This is a genomic window from Xanthomonas sp. 60 (assembly GCF_011761925.1).
In genome coordinates this window covers 166,392-181,022 of record NZ_JAASQW010000003.1, presented here as the reverse complement: position 1 = coordinate 181,022, position 14,631 = coordinate 166,392, and the positions used below count along the sequence as shown (strand labels likewise).

Annotated in this window: 11 protein-coding genes; 2 read left to right on the top strand and 9 right to left on the bottom strand. The window is 67.0% G+C overall.

Annotated features, from left to right (window positions below; genetic code table 11):
* Nucleotides 1-564 precede the first annotated feature (564 nt).
* From lpdA to FHY09_RS07745, 5 genes are all read right to left on the bottom strand, one after another.
* On the bottom strand, nucleotides 565-2,001 hold the full coding sequence (lpdA, locus tag FHY09_RS07765; RefSeq protein ID WP_166925845.1) for a dihydrolipoyl dehydrogenase: 1,437 nt from the start codon (nucleotides 1,999-2,001) through the stop codon (nucleotides 565-567).
* A 126-nt stretch (nucleotides 2,002-2,127) separates the two neighbouring features.
* Nucleotides 2,128-3,336, bottom strand: coding sequence for a dihydrolipoyllysine-residue succinyltransferase (gene sucB / locus FHY09_RS07760; protein WP_166925842.1), 1,209 nt, complete (start codon nucleotides 3,334-3,336; stop codon nucleotides 2,128-2,130).
* A 42-nt stretch (nucleotides 3,337-3,378) separates the two neighbouring features.
* Entirely contained in the window at nucleotides 3,379-6,210 is a 2,832-nt protein-coding gene (locus FHY09_RS07755) for a 2-oxoglutarate dehydrogenase E1 component (protein ID WP_166925840.1), read from the bottom strand.
* 185 nt (nucleotides 6,211-6,395) lie between these two features.
* Nucleotides 6,396-7,298: a GNAT family N-acetyltransferase gene (locus FHY09_RS07750; protein ID WP_456362737.1), complete on the bottom strand. Its 903-nt coding sequence runs from the start codon at nucleotides 7,296-7,298 to the stop codon at nucleotides 6,396-6,398.
* Nucleotides 7,299-7,300: 2 nt separating this feature from the next.
* Nucleotides 7,301-8,803, bottom strand: a complete 1,503-nt coding sequence (locus FHY09_RS07745) for a cupin domain-containing protein (RefSeq protein WP_166925838.1) — start codon at nucleotides 8,801-8,803, stop codon at nucleotides 7,301-7,303.
* A gap of 209 nt (nucleotides 8,804-9,012) precedes the next feature.
* Between FHY09_RS07745 and FHY09_RS07740 the strand changes: the two genes are divergently transcribed.
* Entirely contained in the window at nucleotides 9,013-9,234 is a 222-nt protein-coding gene (locus FHY09_RS07740) for a hypothetical protein (RefSeq protein WP_166925553.1), read from the top strand.
* Nucleotides 9,235-9,452: 218 nt separating this feature from the next.
* On the opposite strand, the gene purB is transcribed toward FHY09_RS07740, so the two are convergent.
* Nucleotides 9,453-10,820: an adenylosuccinate lyase gene (gene purB, locus FHY09_RS07735; protein ID WP_166925836.1), complete on the bottom strand. Its 1,368-nt coding sequence runs from the start codon at nucleotides 10,818-10,820 to the stop codon at nucleotides 9,453-9,455.
* A gap of 203 nt (nucleotides 10,821-11,023) precedes the next feature.
* Between purB and FHY09_RS07730 the strand changes: the two genes are divergently transcribed.
* Nucleotides 11,024-12,466 (top strand): class II fumarate hydratase, encoded by a 1,443-nt coding sequence (locus FHY09_RS07730; protein WP_166925834.1) that lies wholly within the window; start codon nucleotides 11,024-11,026, stop codon nucleotides 12,464-12,466.
* An 87-nt stretch (nucleotides 12,467-12,553) separates the two neighbouring features.
* On the opposite strand, the gene FHY09_RS07725 is transcribed toward FHY09_RS07730, so the two are convergent.
* The 3 genes from FHY09_RS07725 to FHY09_RS07715 all read right to left on the bottom strand — a co-directional run bounded on the left by FHY09_RS07725 (nucleotide 12,554) and on the right by FHY09_RS07715 (nucleotide 14,614).
* Nucleotides 12,554-12,979, bottom strand: coding sequence for a hypothetical protein (locus FHY09_RS07725; RefSeq protein ID WP_166926560.1), 426 nt, complete (start codon nucleotides 12,977-12,979; stop codon nucleotides 12,554-12,556).
* Nucleotides 12,980-13,070: 91 nt separating this feature from the next.
* Complete coding sequence (locus FHY09_RS07720; protein ID WP_166925832.1) at nucleotides 13,071-13,688, bottom strand: YggN family protein; 618 nt, start codon at nucleotides 13,686-13,688, stop codon at nucleotides 13,071-13,073.
* Between the two features lie 47 nt (nucleotides 13,689-13,735).
* Complete coding sequence (locus FHY09_RS07715) at nucleotides 13,736-14,614, bottom strand: GIN domain-containing protein (protein WP_166925830.1); 879 nt, start codon at nucleotides 14,612-14,614, stop codon at nucleotides 13,736-13,738.
* Nucleotides 14,615-14,631 lie beyond the last annotated feature (17 nt).

The following is a 14,631-nucleotide window of genomic DNA, read 5'->3' as shown; positions in this document are numbered from 1 at the left end:
GTCTTTCATGGGTGGGCTCTGCGGTTGGGTGGGGGGGACGGCAAGGGCTGCGTCCTGCGTGCCTCGCGTCGCGCCATCCTGGGCGCGACACGCCCCCGCACGTCCCACCCGCCCGACCCTCGGACACGCTGCGGGCGCGCCCAGCCGCGTTGAATGAAATAAAAAGCAAATGCAAAAGCAAAAGCAGAAGCGGATCGCGACTTTGCCGCTCGGTGACTGGCGCCGATAATCTTGCTCGAGCTCCTGTTTTTGCCTTTGCTTTTGCTTTTGCTTTTGCTTTTGCTTTTTATTTTCTTCAACGCGGCTGGCACGCGCGTGGACTGTATGAGGCCGGGTGGGTGGGCGTTGCGGGGGCGTAGAGCGCCATGGATGGCGCGAAGCGAGGCACGCAGGACGCAGTTTTTGCCGTCCCCCGCAACGCCCACCCACTCGGCCCAACCGCGGCATCCGCCTCCCCGCCAGCCGCGAGGGGCTCCGCCGTTCGCAGCGCCCACCCCCGCACCCCCGCACCCACAAAAAACCCCGCCGGAGCGGGGCTTTTCGCCGTACAGACACGCTGGAAAATCAGTTCGCCTTGTGGATCGCGCGCTTGCTCACGGCCATCGCCGCGTCATGCACCACTTCCGACAGCGACGGGTGCGCATGGCAGATTCGCGCCAGATCATCGGCCGAACCGCTGAACTCCATCGTCAGCACACCCTCGTGCACCAGCTCGGACACATTCGCGCCCACCAGGTGCATGCCCAGGATGCGATCGGTCTCGGCATGCGCCAGCACCTTCACAAAGCCAGCCGGTTCGATCATCGCCACGGCACGGCCGTTGGCGGCGAACGGGAAGCTGCCCGCCTTGTACGGAATGCCCTCAGCCTTCAGCTGCTGCTCGGTCTTGCCGACCCAGGCCAGCTCCGGCTCGGTGTAGATGACCCATGGAATGGTGTCGAAGTTCACGTGGCCCGGCAGGCCCGCGATCAGCTCGGCCACCGCGATGCCTTCCTCGAAGCCCTTGTGCGCCAGCATCGGGCCGCGCACGCAGTCACCGACCGCCCACACGCCGTCCACGCCGGTGTGGCAGTGGTCGTCGACCTCGATCTGGCCACGCTCGTTGACCTTCACGCCGGTGCCTTCAGCCAGCAGGCCCTTGGTCGCTGCACGACGGCCGACGGCCACCAGCAGCTTGTCCACGGTCAGCGACTTCTCGCCCTCGCCGTCGGTATAGGTCAGCGCGACTTCGGCCTTGCTGCCCGTGCCGGACACTTCGGCCTTGGACACCTTGGCGCCCAGCTTGATGTCCAGGCCCTGCTTCTTGAACTCCTTCAGCGCGACCTTGCCCACTTCGGCATCGGCGGCGGCCAGGAAGTCCGGCAGGGCTTCCAGGATCGTGACCTCCGCGCCCAGGCGCTTCCACACGCTGCCCAGTTCCAGGCCGATCACACCGGCACCGATGACGGCCAGGCGCTTGGGCACTTCGGTGAAATCCAGGCCGCCGACGTTGTCGACGATGGTCTGGCCGTCGAACTTGGCGAACGGCAGTTCGATCGACTCCGAACCGGCGGCGATGATCACGTTGGTGCCCTTGAGCTCGACGATCGAACCGTCGTGCTGGGTGACCTTGACCACGTTGCCCGGCTGCAGCTCACCGAAACCGTAGTACGCGGCTACCTTGTTCGCCTTGAACAGCATGCCGATGCCACCGGTGAACTGCTTGACGATCTTGTCCTTGCGGCCAATCATCGCCTCGACGTCCATCTTGGCATCCTTGAAGCTGATGCCATGGTCGCCAAAGATGTGGCCCATGTTCCAGAACTGGCGCGAGGAATCCAGCAGTGCCTTGGACGGGATGCAGCCCACGCGCAGGCAGGTGCCGCCGAGGGCAGGCTTGCCGTCCTTGCCGAGGGCCGCGTCGATGCAGGCGGTTTTGAGGCCCAGCTGCGCGGCGCGGATGGCGGCATGGTAGCCGGCCGGGCCGGCACCGATGACGACGACGTCGAATTGTTCAGCCATTGAAATGATCCTTGTTGCATGCCCGAGCTTCATGGAAGCCGGCGGCGCGCTGGCGCCTGGGAGGGAGCAGGGTGCTGCGGGCGTAATGACCCGCCCCTCCGCGCGGACGCGGAGGGGCCGGGAACCTTACAGGCCGAACAGCATGCGACCCGGGTTTTCGAGCTGGTTCTTGATGTCCACCAGGAACTGCACCGAGTCCTTGCCATCGATGATGCGGTGGTCGTAGGACAGCGCCAGGTACATCATCGGTGCGATCACGACCTGGCCGTTCTGCGCGATCGGGCGCTCCTTGATGGCATGCATGCCCAGGATGGCGCTCTGCGGCGGGTTGATGATCGGCGTGGACAGCAGCGAGCCGAAGGTGCCGCCATTGGTCACGGTGAACGTGCCGCCCTGCAGTTCGTCCAGGCCCAGCTTGCCGTCACGCGCTTTCTTGGCGTAGTCGGCGATGGTCTTTTCGATGTCGGCGAAGGACATGCGCTCGACATTGCGCAGCACCGGCGTGACCAGGCCCTTGTCGGTCGACACGGCGATGGAGACGTCGGCGTAACCGTGATAGATCACGTCGTCGCCGTCGATCGATGCATTGACCAGCGGGAAGCGCTGCAGCGCGTTGGCGGCCGCCTTGACGAAGAAGCTCATGAAGCCGAGCTTGATGCCGTGCGCCTTGACAAACTCGTCCTGCAGTTCCTTGCGCGCGGCGGAGACCTTGGACAGGTCCACTTCGTTGAAGGTGGTCAGCATCGCGGTGGAGTTCTTCGACTCCATGAGGCGCTCGGCGATGCGCTTGCGGATGCGCGTCATCGGTACGCGCTCTTCCGGACGTGCACCAGCGGCCTTGCCGGCACCGCCATTGCGCGCGAAATTGACGATGTCTTCCTTGGTGACCGCGCCGCGACGGCCGGTGCCGTCCACGTCGGCCGGGTTCACGCCTTCGGTGATCGCCGAGAAGCGGGCACCCGGGGGCAGGGCGTCGGCGGCGGACTTGCCGGCCGGTGCCGGGGCCGCGGCCGCGGCGGGAGCAGCGGCCTTGGCCGGCGCCGCGTCGGCCTTCTTTTCTTCAGCGGCGGGGGCCGGTGCGGCGGCTTCGGCCACGGCACCTTCCTCGATGATCGCCACGACCTGGGCGCTGGTGACCGTGTCGCCTTCCTGGAACTTCAGTTCCTTCAGCACGCCGTCGACCGGCGAGGGGACTTCCAGGACGACCTTGTCGGTTTCCAGGTCGAGCAGGTTTTCATCGCGCTTGACGGCGTCGCCGACCTTCTTGTGCCAGGTGGCGATGGTGCCGTCGGCGACGGATTCGGGCAGTACCGGGGCTTTGACTTCGGTGGCCATGCAGGAGCTTCCTGGGTTCGTATTTTCTGGAATGGGGGAGGGTTATTCGGCGACCGCGTCGTCGAACGGGTTGACCAGCGCGTCGGCAACCAGCTTCTGCTGCTCGATGACATGGTCAGCCATGTGGCCGGCGGCCGGCGATGCCGAGCGCGCGCGACCGGCGTAGTGCAGGTTCTGGCCATCGGCCAGGCAGAACTGCAGGTGGTGGCGGATCTGGTACCACGCACCCTGGTTCTGCGGTTCTTCCTGCGTCCACACCACGTCGGTGGCCTTGCCATACTTCTTCAGCTCGGCGGCCAGCAGCGCACGCGGGAACGGGTACAGCTGCTCCACGCGGATGATCGCCACGTCGTCCTGCCCGCGCTTGGTCTGGTCTTCCAGCAGGTCGTAGTACACCTTGCCCGAGCACAGCACCACGCGCTTGACCTTCTTCGGGTCCGCGCCGGCATCGCCGATCAGGTGCTGGAACTCGCCGTTGGCCAGCTCTTCCAGCGTCGAAACAGCGAGCTTGTGGCGCAGCAGCGACTTCGGCGACATCACGATCAGCGGCTTGCGCGTGGTCAGGTGCTGCTGACGGCGCAGCATGTGGAACGCCTGCGCCGGCGTGGACGGCACCACCACCAGCATGTTCTCCAGCGCGCACAGCTGCAGGAAGCGCTCCAGGCGTGCCGAGCTGTGTTCCGGACCCTGTCCCTCGTACCCGTGCGGCAGCAGCAGGGTCAGGCCACTCAGACGGCCCCACTTGGCTTCACCGGCGGCGATGAACTGATCGATCACCACCTGCGCGCCGTTGGCGAAATCGCCGAACTGGCCTTCCCAGATGCACAGCGTGCCCGGGTCAGTGGTGGAGAAGCCGTACTCGAACGCCATCACGGCTTCCTCGCTCAGCAGCGAGTCGATGATGGTCGCCTTTTCCGGCGAATCCACCAGCTGGCGCAGCGGCAGGTAATAGCTGTCGGTGTTCTGGTCGTGCAGGATCGCGTGGCGGTGCGTGAACGTACCGCGGCCGACGTCCTGGCCGACCAGGCGCAGGCGGTGGCCTTCATCGAGCAGCGTGGCGTAGGCCAGGTTCTCGGCGAAGCCCCAGTCGCCCGGGATCTCACCGGCGGCCATGCGACGACGGTCGTCGTATACCTTGGCCACACGGGAATGCACCTGCACCGTTTCCGGGATGGTGGTGATCATCTGCGCGAGCTGGGTCAGCTTCTCCATGCCGACCGCGGTGGACACCTGGTCGGACAGCTTGCCCTCGAGCAGCTTGGGCCAATCCACGAACAGCGGGCTGTCGGGCGGGGTCTTGTCCACGGTTGCCAGCTCGGTGGTGTATTCACCGCCTTCGAGCTTGTTGCGGTAGGCCTCCACCATCGCCTTGCCGGCGCCGGCTTCGATCACGCCCGCCTGCTCCAGCTGCTGCGCGTAGAGTTCGCGCGTCGTGGTGTGCTTGCGGATCTTCTGGTACATCAGCGGCTGGGTGATCGCCGGCTCGTCGGCCTCGTTGTGGCCCCAGCGGCGGTAGCACATCAGGTCGATGACCACGTCCTTGGCGAACTTCTGCCGGAATTCGAAGGCCAGCTTGGCCGCGAACACCACCGCTTCGGGGTCGTCGCCGTTCACGTGGAAGACCGGCGCGGCGATCATCTTGGCCACGTCGGTGCAGTACAGCGTGGAGCGCGAATCCTGCGGATTGGAGGTGGTGAAGCCGACCTGGTTGTTGACCACGATGTGGACCGTGCCACCGACGGCGAAACCGCGGGCCTGGGACATCTGGAACAGCTCCATCACCACGCCCTGGCCGGCAAATGCGGCGTCGCCGTGGATGATGATCGGCATGACCTGCTTGCGGGCGGTGTCGCTGCGGCGTTCCTGGCGCGAGCGCACGGAACCGGCGACCACCGGATCGGCGATTTCCAGGTGCGAGGGGTTGAAGGCCAGCGCCAGATGCACCGGACCGCCCTCGCTCACCACGTCGGCCGAGAAGCCCATGTGGTACTTCACATCGCCCGCCGAGGCGTGGTCGTCGTGCTCGAACTTGCCTTCGAACTCGTCAAACAGCTTGCGCGGGTTCTTGCCCAGCGTGTTGACCAGCACGTTCAGGCGGCCACGGTGGGCCATGCCGATCACAACGTCCTTGACGCCATCCTTGCCGGCGTCGCGGATGATGGTGTCCATCATCGGGATCAGCGAGTCGCCGCCTTCCAGCGAGAAGCGCTTCTGGCCCACGTACTTGGTGTGCAGGTAGCGTTCGAGGCCTTCGGCGGCGGTCAGGCGCTCCAGCGTGCGGCGCTTGGTGTCCGCATCGAGCTTGTAGTCGCCGCCGGCGAGTTCAAGCTTCCTGTAGATCCACTGGCGCTGCTCGACCTCGGAGATGTGCATGAACTCCGCGCCGATCGAGCCGGTGTAGGTTGCCTTCAGGCGCGCCAGAAGATCGCGCAGCTTCATGCGCGGCTGGCCACCCACGCCACCGGTACTGAATTCGGCGTTGAGATCGCCTTCGGAGAGGCTGTGGAAGGGCAGGCCAAGATCGGGCGGATTGGTCGGCTCGGTCAGGCCGAGCGGATCGAGGCGGGCACCCAGATGGCCGCGCGAACGGTAGGCGGTGATCAGGCGACCGACATTGCGCTCGCGCTCGTCGCCGCCACCTTCACCGGTACCGGCGCTGAGCGCGCTCTTGGCCGCGTCGGCGATGTGGGCAATGACGGCCGAGTGCGGAATGTCACCTGCTTCGCGGCCCTTGAAGCCGTCGAAATAGGTCTTCCATTTTGGATCGACACTGTCCGGGGAGACGAGGTACTGCTCGTACAGATCCTCGACATAGGAGGCGTTGCCGCCGGCGAGTTGCGATGACTGCGCAAACTGCTTCAGTAGATTATCCACGATGGAGTGTGATTATTCGCTTGTGGGGTAGGGCTCTGGAAGTACCCGGCCGACTGGATGAATAGCCATGCACGGGCGCGTTCAAACACTCGAATTGTACCTCCATCCGGCGGCCAAGGGGCGCGCTTGGGGCGCATTGCCATCCGCCGTGCCGCTCGCAGACAGGTTGGGCCGCGAGGGTGCCTTCAAAGCCCCAGGGCACGGAGTTCGCTGCAGTCCCGGGAACGGTCCCAGACGCGCTGCAATTGCTCCTCCAGCGGCCGTGAACGTGATGGCAGTGCGAAGGCGGCCTCGCCGTCGAGGCGATTGCCCATGAGACGAAAGTAGTAGTCGCCGGTATCGTTGACCGCACAGGCCGATGCCAGCCCGCGGTCGATCGGATCGGTGGGTTCGCGCACCTGTATCACGCTGGGCAGCCGCTGCATGAGCGCCAGCAGGGGCGAGCCGGCCGACTGCACCGCAGCGGCGTCGTGCACGATCACCCGCAGGCGCTTGTCGTGCGGACGGGTGGCGAAGCGACGCAGCGCGGCCTGCACCGGCGCGGCGTCGAGCAGGCCCGGATCGAGCTGGCGCGTGTGCAGCCAGAGTTGGCGGCGCGCGCGATGGATGACGGCCGTGGTCGCGGCGAGAGCGGCCTGGGGCGTATCGATGGCGCTGGCGCTGCCCAGAGCACGGGCCATCGGTTGATGCACAATGCCCGCCTCGACCAGTTCCGCACCGCCGGGCAGGAAGCCCTGCCGGGCATAGAACGCCTGTGCAGGCAGTTGCGCGTGAAGGTGCACGTGGGCCAGGCCCGCCTTGGTGGCGGCCTGCACCAGGTGCTCCAGCAGCGCCTCGCCGACCCCACGCCCACGCCATCCGGCCAGTACCGCCATGCGACCGATACGGCCGTCGGGCAGCAGCCGGCCGGTGCCGATCGGTTCGCCCTGCGCGTCACGGGCGAGCGCATGGACGCAGACCGCGTCCAGTGCATCGCGCTCGAGCGTGGCCGGCACGCCCTGCTCCTGCACAAAGACCTGGTGGCGCACCCGGTGCAGCGCAGCATGCTGCGCGGCATGGTCCACCCGTTCGATGCGGAACGCCGCCACGGTCAGTGATCCCGGCGAGGCACGCTGCCGTCCGGCTGTGGGGTCGGTGCGCTTTCGTCGCTGGCGCCGGCTTCGTCTGCGTCCTCCTCCTCCTCATCGAAGCTGACCACCACTTCGATGCCATCCTCATGCACGTTGACCTCGCGCACGCCGTCGTCGAAATCGCTGCTGTCGACCGTCTGCACCTGTGCCGTGCCGTCCACCACCACGGGGACGTCAACGGCGGCCTGGTCGGCGCCGTCCAGGTTGTGCTCGTCTTCGTCCTCGTCCTCGTCCTGCGCGGTGGGATCGGTGAGCTGGTAGAACCCCAGCGCCATCAGTTCCTCCAGCGCCGCGCGTCCCTTGGCCGAGAGCGCCCGCCAGGCACCCCCGTCGAGGCGCTCGGCCGCGCACAGCCGCTGGGCATCCTTGACCGACACGGTCAGGTCCAGGCCGCTGCAGTAAAGGCTCGCACCGCGCGCGGCGCGGCGCCAGGCGAGCCGCGCCCAGGGATGGCGTTCGAGCAGCAGCCCGTGTGCCAGCCCGTGCTCGATCTCCGCGGTGGAGGCCGCCGGTCCGCTGGGCATCACTTCGCCGGCCGCACGGTACGTCGTGATGAAACGGCCGAACCAGTCGCCGAGTTTGTCCGGATCGTTCATGCGGATGGCGTTGAGGGCGGCGACCACGCGGTTCATCGCGGCCGTGTCGATCTCGTTGGGGTCTTCCGGCAGCTTCAGGTCTGGATCCTGGTACCGGATGCTCTCGTCGGCGTCGGCCACGAGGGTGTCCAGGTAATCGCTGATCAGTTCGGAGGAGGACGGTGCCCGCATGCCGAAGGAGAACGTCAGGCAGGCATCTTCGGCCACACCGTTGTGCGGCACGTTGGGCGGCAGGTACAGCATGTCGCCGGGCGCGAGCACCCAGGCGTGGGTGGCCTTGAATTTCTGCAGCAGCTTCAGTTCAACATCCGGGCGGAAGGCCAGCGGTGGACGCTTGCCGCGGATGGATTCGCTGGCATCGATTTCCCAGCGGCGGTGGCCATGGCCCTGCAGCAGGAAGACATCGTACTGGTCGACGTGGGGGCCGACCGAGCCGCCGGGGGCGGCGTAGCTGATCATCACATCGTCCATGCGCCAGCGCGGCAGGAAGCTGAAGTGGGCGATCATCGCGCGTACGTCCGGATCCCATTTGTCCACGTCCTGCACCAGCAGGGTCCAGTCGCGTTCGGGCAGGGCGGGGAAGATGGATTCGGCGAACGGTCCGGTGCGCACGCGCCAGCCGTCCTCGGCACGGTCGTGCTCGATCAGCCGTGCGAGCACGCCGTTTTCGCAGGCCAGGCCGGCGAGGTCTTCGGGCGTCACGGGCGTTTCGAAGTCCGGCAGGGCGCCGCGGATGAGCAGCGGGCGCTTCTGCCAGTAGTCACGCAGGAAGGTGGCCGGTGCCATGCCGAGGGGTTTGGTGGCAGTGGCATGGACTTCGAGGGGATGGGTTCTGGGAGTGCGGGGGGCGGGTTTGCGTGCGGCCATGGGGGTGTTCCTTGCAGCGGGAATCCGACAGATGAGCGCATTGTCCGTGGTTCGGGAGGTTTGCGCACCTTGGATGCGCGCCAGTTGGCGGCGAACGGCACAGCCCCTCGCGGCTGGACGTTTCTGTTCGGTTTTTGAGGAGGCCGGGCGGGGAGCCTGGGTGGGGGACGGCAAGAGCCGCATCCTGCGGGCCTCGTCTCGCGCCATCCATGGCGCTCAACGCCCCCACCCAGCCTCCCCGCCCGGCCCTGACAAATGCCGCGCGCGCCAGCCGCGGAGAAAAGAAAGGAAAAGCAAAAGCCAAATCCAAAGCCGAAGCCAAAGCCGAAGCCAAAGCCGAAGCCAAAGCCAAAGCCGAAGCCAAAGCGGATGCGTCGGGCATCTGGGCACCGGTCGCCCGGTTTCTGTCGAGGGTGGGGGGCGGTGGGTAGGCGGGGGCGTCGAGCGCCATGGATGGCGCGAGACGAGGCCCGCAGGATGCGGCTCTTGCCGTCCCCCGCCTATCCACCGCCCCCCGCCAAACGCAAAACAGCGCAGAGCCGACGCTCTACGCTGTTGCTGTTGCTGTTGCTGTTGCTGTTGCTGTTGCTGTTGCTGTTGCTGTTGCCTGAGCAGGTGCAGGGCCGCAGGCCCTGCCACCCACCCCCGCTCAGATCTTCCTGGCCAGCTCGGCTGCCAGGCCCACGTACTCGCCCGGCGTCAGATCCCGCAGGCGCTGCTTGGCCTCCACCGGCAACTCCAGTGACTCCACGAACGCGCGCATCGACTCGGCCGTGATGCCCTGGCCACGGGTAAGCGCCTTCAGCTGCTCGTACGGATTGGGCAGGCCATGACGGCGCATCACCGTCTGCACTGCTTCGGCCAGCACTTCCCACGCCGCCTCCAGGTCCGCGTCCAGCCGCTGCGGATTGACCTCCAGCTTGCCCAGGCCCTTGGCCAGCGAATCCAGCGCCACCTGGCTGTGGCCGAACGCCGTTCCCAGCGCCCGCAGCACCGTTGAATCGGTCAGGTCGCGCTGCCAGCGGCTGATCGGCAGCTTGGCGCTGAAGTGCTCGAACAGCGCATTGGCGATGCCGAAGTTGCCCTCGGCGTTTTCGAAATCGATCGGGTTGACCTTGTGCGGCATCGTCGAGGAACCCACTTCGCCTTCCTTCAGGCGCTGCTTGAAATAGCCCAGCGAAATGTAGCCCCAGATGTCACGCGACAGATCGATGAGGATCGTGTTGGCACGCCGCGCGGCATCGCCGATCTCGGCGATGTTGTCGTGCGGTTCGATCTGCGTGGTATACGGATTGAACACCAGGCCCAGGCCCTCCACGAAACGCTGCGCGAACTGCGGCCAGTCCACGTCCGGATAGCTGGCCACGTGCGCGTTGTAGTTACCCACCGCGCCGTTGATCTTGCCCGTCAGTTCCACCGCGGCGATCTGCCGGCGTTGCCGCTCCAGACGGGCCACCACGTTGGCCAGCTCCTTGCCCAGGGTGGTCGGCGAGGCGGTCTGGCCGTGGGTGCGCGAGAGCATCGGCTGCGCCGCCTGCGCGTGCGCAAGCGCCCGCAGCGAACCGGCGATGCCATCCAGCGTGGGCAGCAGCACCTCGCGGCGCGCCTGCTCCAGCATCAGCCCATAACTCAGATTGTTGATGTCCTCGCTGGTGCAGGCGAAATGCACGAACTCCAGGGCCGGGGCGAGCTCGGCATCGTCCTTGAGCTGCTCCTTGATGAAATATTCCACCGCTTTGACGTCATGGTTGGTGGTGCGCTCGATGGCCTTGACCCGCTCGGCCTGCGCGGGGCTGAAACCAGCGGCGAGGGCACGCAGCCGCGCGCCGGCGGCGGCGGAGAACGCCGCCAGTTCCGTGACGCCGGGTTCGGCCGCCAGGGCCAGCAGCCATTCCACCTCCACCGTGATGCGCGCTTTGATCAGACCGTATTCGGAGAAGATCGGGCGCAGGGCATCGACCTTGCCGGCGTAGCGGCCATCGAGCGGGGACAGGGCGAGAAGGGCGGATTCGGACATGTCGGCAGGTGGGTGAGACGGCGGGGGCCACATTCTACGACGTGCGGCCAGCGCCTGCCGGAGACGCGGCGGTCCGATGGCCGCGCCGCCGTCATCCGGCATTACGGGTGCGCGCGTATCGTGGATCACCGCCAGCCCGGGAAGCGATGCCCTGCCAGCCCACGCTTCCTTTCCCTCAACCGAAGAAGTGCGGAGTCGATGCAATGAGCAAGGCGTCAAGCAAGGGTGCCGGTCCCCAGGAGGTCCGGATCGAACATGACAGCATGGGAGAACTGCAGGTGCCTGCGCAGGCCCTCTGGGGCGCGCAGACGCAGCGGGCCGTGGACAATTTCCCGGTCTCGGGACAGCGCATGCCGCGCGGCTTCATCCGCGCACTGGGTCTGATCAAGGGCGCGGCGGCCAGCGTGAACGCCGAGCTGGGCCACCTGCCCAAGCCTGTCGCCAAGGCGATACAGCAGGCGGCGGCGGACGTCGCCGAGGGGGCGCATGATGCGCATTTCCCGATCGACGTCTATCAGACCGGCTCGGGCACCTCCTCGAACATGAATGCCAACGAGGTCATTGCCACGCTCGCCAACCGCAGCGGCACGGCCGCGCAGGTGCAGGTGCACCCTAATGACCACGTCAACCAGGGACAGAGCTCCAACGACGTCATCCCGACGGCCCTGCGCGTGGCCGCGGTGCTGGCCGCGCACGAGCAGCTGCTGCCGGCGCTGGCGCACCTGCGCAAAGTGATCGAGCGCAAGGGGCGCAGCCTGCGCAAGGTCGTCAAGACCGGCCGAACCCACCTCATGGATGCCATGCCGCTGACCTTCGAACAGGAATTCGGCACGTGGTCGGCGCAGCTGGCCTCGGCCGAGGATCGGCTGAGCGACAGCCTGAAACGGCTGCGGCGCCTGCCCCTCGGTGGCACAGCGATCGGCACCGGGATCAACGCCGATCCGCGTTTCGGCGAACTGGTCGCCAAGGCGCTCAAACAGGACACCGGTTTCAAATTCGAAAGTGCCGCCAACAAGTTCGAAGGCCTGGCCGCGCAGGACGATGCGGTCGAGGTGTCAGGCCAGCTCAATGCGCTGGCGGTGGCCCTGATCAAGATCGCCAATGATCTGCGGTGGATGAATGCCGGTCCGCTGGCCGGGCTGGGCGAGATCGAGCTGCCGGCGCTGCAGCCCGGCAGCTCCATCATGCCGGGCAAGGTCAATCCGGTGATTCCCGAAGCCACCGTGATGGCGTGTGCACAGGTGATCGGACACCACACCGCGATCACCGTGGCCGGCCAGACCGGCAACTTCCAGCTCAACGTGACGCTGCCGCTGATCGCGGTGAACCTGCTGGAGGGGATCGGCCTGCTGGCCAATGTGTCGCGCCTGCTCGCCGACAGCGCGATCGAGGGGCTCACGGTGCGTGAGGACCGGGTCGCCGAAGCGCTCGCACGCAACCCCATCCTGGTCACCGCGCTGAACCCGATCATCGGGTACGAAAGGGCGGCGGCGATCGCCAAGCGGGCCTACAAGGAAAAGCGGCCCGTGCTGGACATCGCACTGGAGGACAGCGGGCTGGATGAGAGCGAGCTGCGCCGCCTGCTCGATCCCAAGGCACTCACTGCCGGAGGCATCCAGGCCGGCGGTGGCAGCGGCGGCGGTTGATCCGGGACGGGCGCTGGGCGAGGCCTGCCGCGTTGGCGGGCCTTGCGGCCTCGATGCCTGGCGCTCCCGCAGGACGCCGAGCCCGGGTCAGCGCCGATCGGCGACGATGTTGCCGAAGGTCTCGGTGTAATCCTTGAACTCGGGGATGGTCTCGACCAGGTTCGCCGGGATCGGGTCCATGCCCCGCGGCGGCTCGATCTTCACCGGCTTGCGGTCAGGGTCGGCCGGCGCGTCCACGAGGGTGTTCTGACGCAGCACCTGCAGGTGTCCGAACATCTGCTGCAGCATCTGCTGCTGGTCCGGGCGCAGCGGGATGGCAATCTCGTCCACCTTCATCTGGCCGTCGGGAAGGATGATGATGTTGGGTGCCGGTGCGCGGCGAACGGTGACCATGTCATCGCGCACGCTGATCTTGGGCTTGCTGCGTTCGACGCGATGCTGACGGTAGTCGGCATCGCAGGCGGTCAGGCCGATGCAGAGCAGGGCGGCCAGCAGCAGGAACAGCTTCTTCATGGCGGTGCGGAACAGTGGGGGAGAGGCTCTCATTGTAAGCCTGTCGTGCAACCCCGGCCGCCGCCGATCGGCAGGCGGCGGCCGGGTGCGCTCATTTGCCGCAGTCGTCAACCTCGCTCTGGTCCATGGTCGCGTAAGGGGCGAACGCGGGCAGCGAGGCCGCCAGGTCGCGCTGAGCCGCCAGCAGGGCGGGCATGCGCTGGCAGATCTTGTCCGCCTCGGCCTTGAGTTTGTCGGCTTCGGCATTGATCCGCGATTCGATTTCGTCGGTCTTCCCGCTGAAGATGCCCTTGACCGCTTCCCCTGCGGCCTGCGCACCCAGGTTGGCGCCGGCCACGCCAACCTCCATGCCGGCCAGCGCGATGCCATGCACCTGCTCACGGTAGGCCAGCAGTTGGGTGCGTTGCGCTGGCGTGGTCTGGACGTCCTTGCCGTCGATCAGCAGGCGCCCTTCGCGCGTGATTTCGGCCAGGGGCTGGCCGTCGGTGCTGACCTTGAGGTTGCTGCTGGCCATTTCCCGGCGGGCCTTGTCAGTGGCTTCCCGGACGGTGCGCCCCAGCGCGGTGGCTTCATTGCCGGCGGCATCGGTGGACCCGCTGTGGCGGGCCTCGTCCCGGCTGCCGCAGGCAGCGAGCGGCAGGGCCAGCAGCAGCGCGGGCAGCAGGCGTCGAAGCTTCGTGGCGACGGGCGAGCGGGTGCGATTCTTCATGAGGCGGTTCCTTTGCGTGACGGTGAAGAACAAGGGGTGGGGTACGCTCAGCGCGTGGGCACGTTGACCTGGCCGCGAACATTGCGCTGCTTGACCTCGCCGCTGCCGCCGCGCTGGACAAGCAGATTGCCGCCCACCCCGTCGACGTCGACGCTGCCCGAGCCGTGCCGCTCGATCGTGACGTTGCCCGTTACCGCCTGCAGGTCCAGATCGCCCGAGCCCACCGTACCGACCTCCACGTTGCCGCCGACGGTCCGCGCTTCCACATCGCCCGAGCCGACTGTCCCGATCTTCAGCAGCCCGCCGATGTCGCGCAGCTTCAGGTCGCCCGAGCCGACGGTACCGACCTGTACGTGGCGGCGGATGTTGCGTGCCTCCACGTCGCCGGAGCCTACCGAAAGCAGGTCCAGGCTTTCGGCCCCATCCACGTTCAGGTCACCGGAGCCGACCGCCGCATGCACGCTGCCGCCGGTGGTGCGCACCAGCGCGTCACCGGAGCCCACGTCCACGCTCAATGACCGTGCGCCGGTGATCTGCGCATCGCCGGAGCCGACCTTCAGCTGCACACGCACGCTGTCCGGAATGCTGCCGCCGATATCCAGCCAGGCGTAGTCCGAGCCCGTGCTCCAGTTCGATTTACCCTCGCGGCGCAGGGTCACGATCAGCTTGTCGGCCTCGCGACGCTGGGTCAGCGTCAGCTGCGGCAGCCACTCGGCCTTGGACGCACAGGCACGGCCGGACAGGGCGCCGGTGCCCGCTGCAGCGGTCACGCGCAGATCGTGCTGGTTGACTTCCAGCACCAGCGTCTTCGCATCGCCCAGCTGCAGCGCCAGGTCGCGTCGCTCGGTGAACTTGCAGGGCGCATCGTTGGCCAGCGCCGAGAGCGGCAGCAGGAGCAGGGCGGTGCTTGCGAGCAGGGTACGCATGAGGAGTTCTCCTGGAG

Excerpts from the sequence above, each read along its gene's own strand:
- lpdA (WP_166925845.1), bottom strand. The coding sequence starts at position 2,001 with ATGGCTGAACAATTCGACGTCGTCGTCATCGGTGCCGGCCCGGCCGGC.
- sucB (WP_166925842.1), bottom strand. The coding sequence starts at position 3,336 with ATGGCCACCGAAGTCAAAGCCCCGGTACTGCCCGAATCCGTCGCCGAC.
- FHY09_RS07745 (WP_166925838.1), bottom strand. The coding sequence starts at position 8,803 with ATGGCCGCACGCAAACCCGCCCCCCGCACTCCCAGAACCCATCCCCTC.
- FHY09_RS07740 (WP_166925553.1), top strand. The coding sequence starts at position 9,013 with ATGGCGCTCAACGCCCCCACCCAGCCTCCCCGCCCGGCCCTGACAAAT.
- purB (WP_166925836.1), bottom strand. The coding sequence starts at position 10,820 with ATGTCCGAATCCGCCCTTCTCGCCCTGTCCCCGCTCGATGGCCGCTAC.
- FHY09_RS07730 (WP_166925834.1), top strand. The coding sequence starts at position 11,024 with ATGAGCAAGGCGTCAAGCAAGGGTGCCGGTCCCCAGGAGGTCCGGATC.
- FHY09_RS07725 (WP_166926560.1), bottom strand. The coding sequence starts at position 12,979 with ATGAAGAAGCTGTTCCTGCTGCTGGCCGCCCTGCTCTGCATCGGCCTG.
- FHY09_RS07720 (WP_166925832.1), bottom strand. The coding sequence starts at position 13,688 with ATGAAGAATCGCACCCGCTCGCCCGTCGCCACGAAGCTTCGACGCCTG.
- FHY09_RS07715 (WP_166925830.1), bottom strand. The coding sequence starts at position 14,614 with ATGCGTACCCTGCTCGCAAGCACCGCCCTGCTCCTGCTGCCGCTCTCG.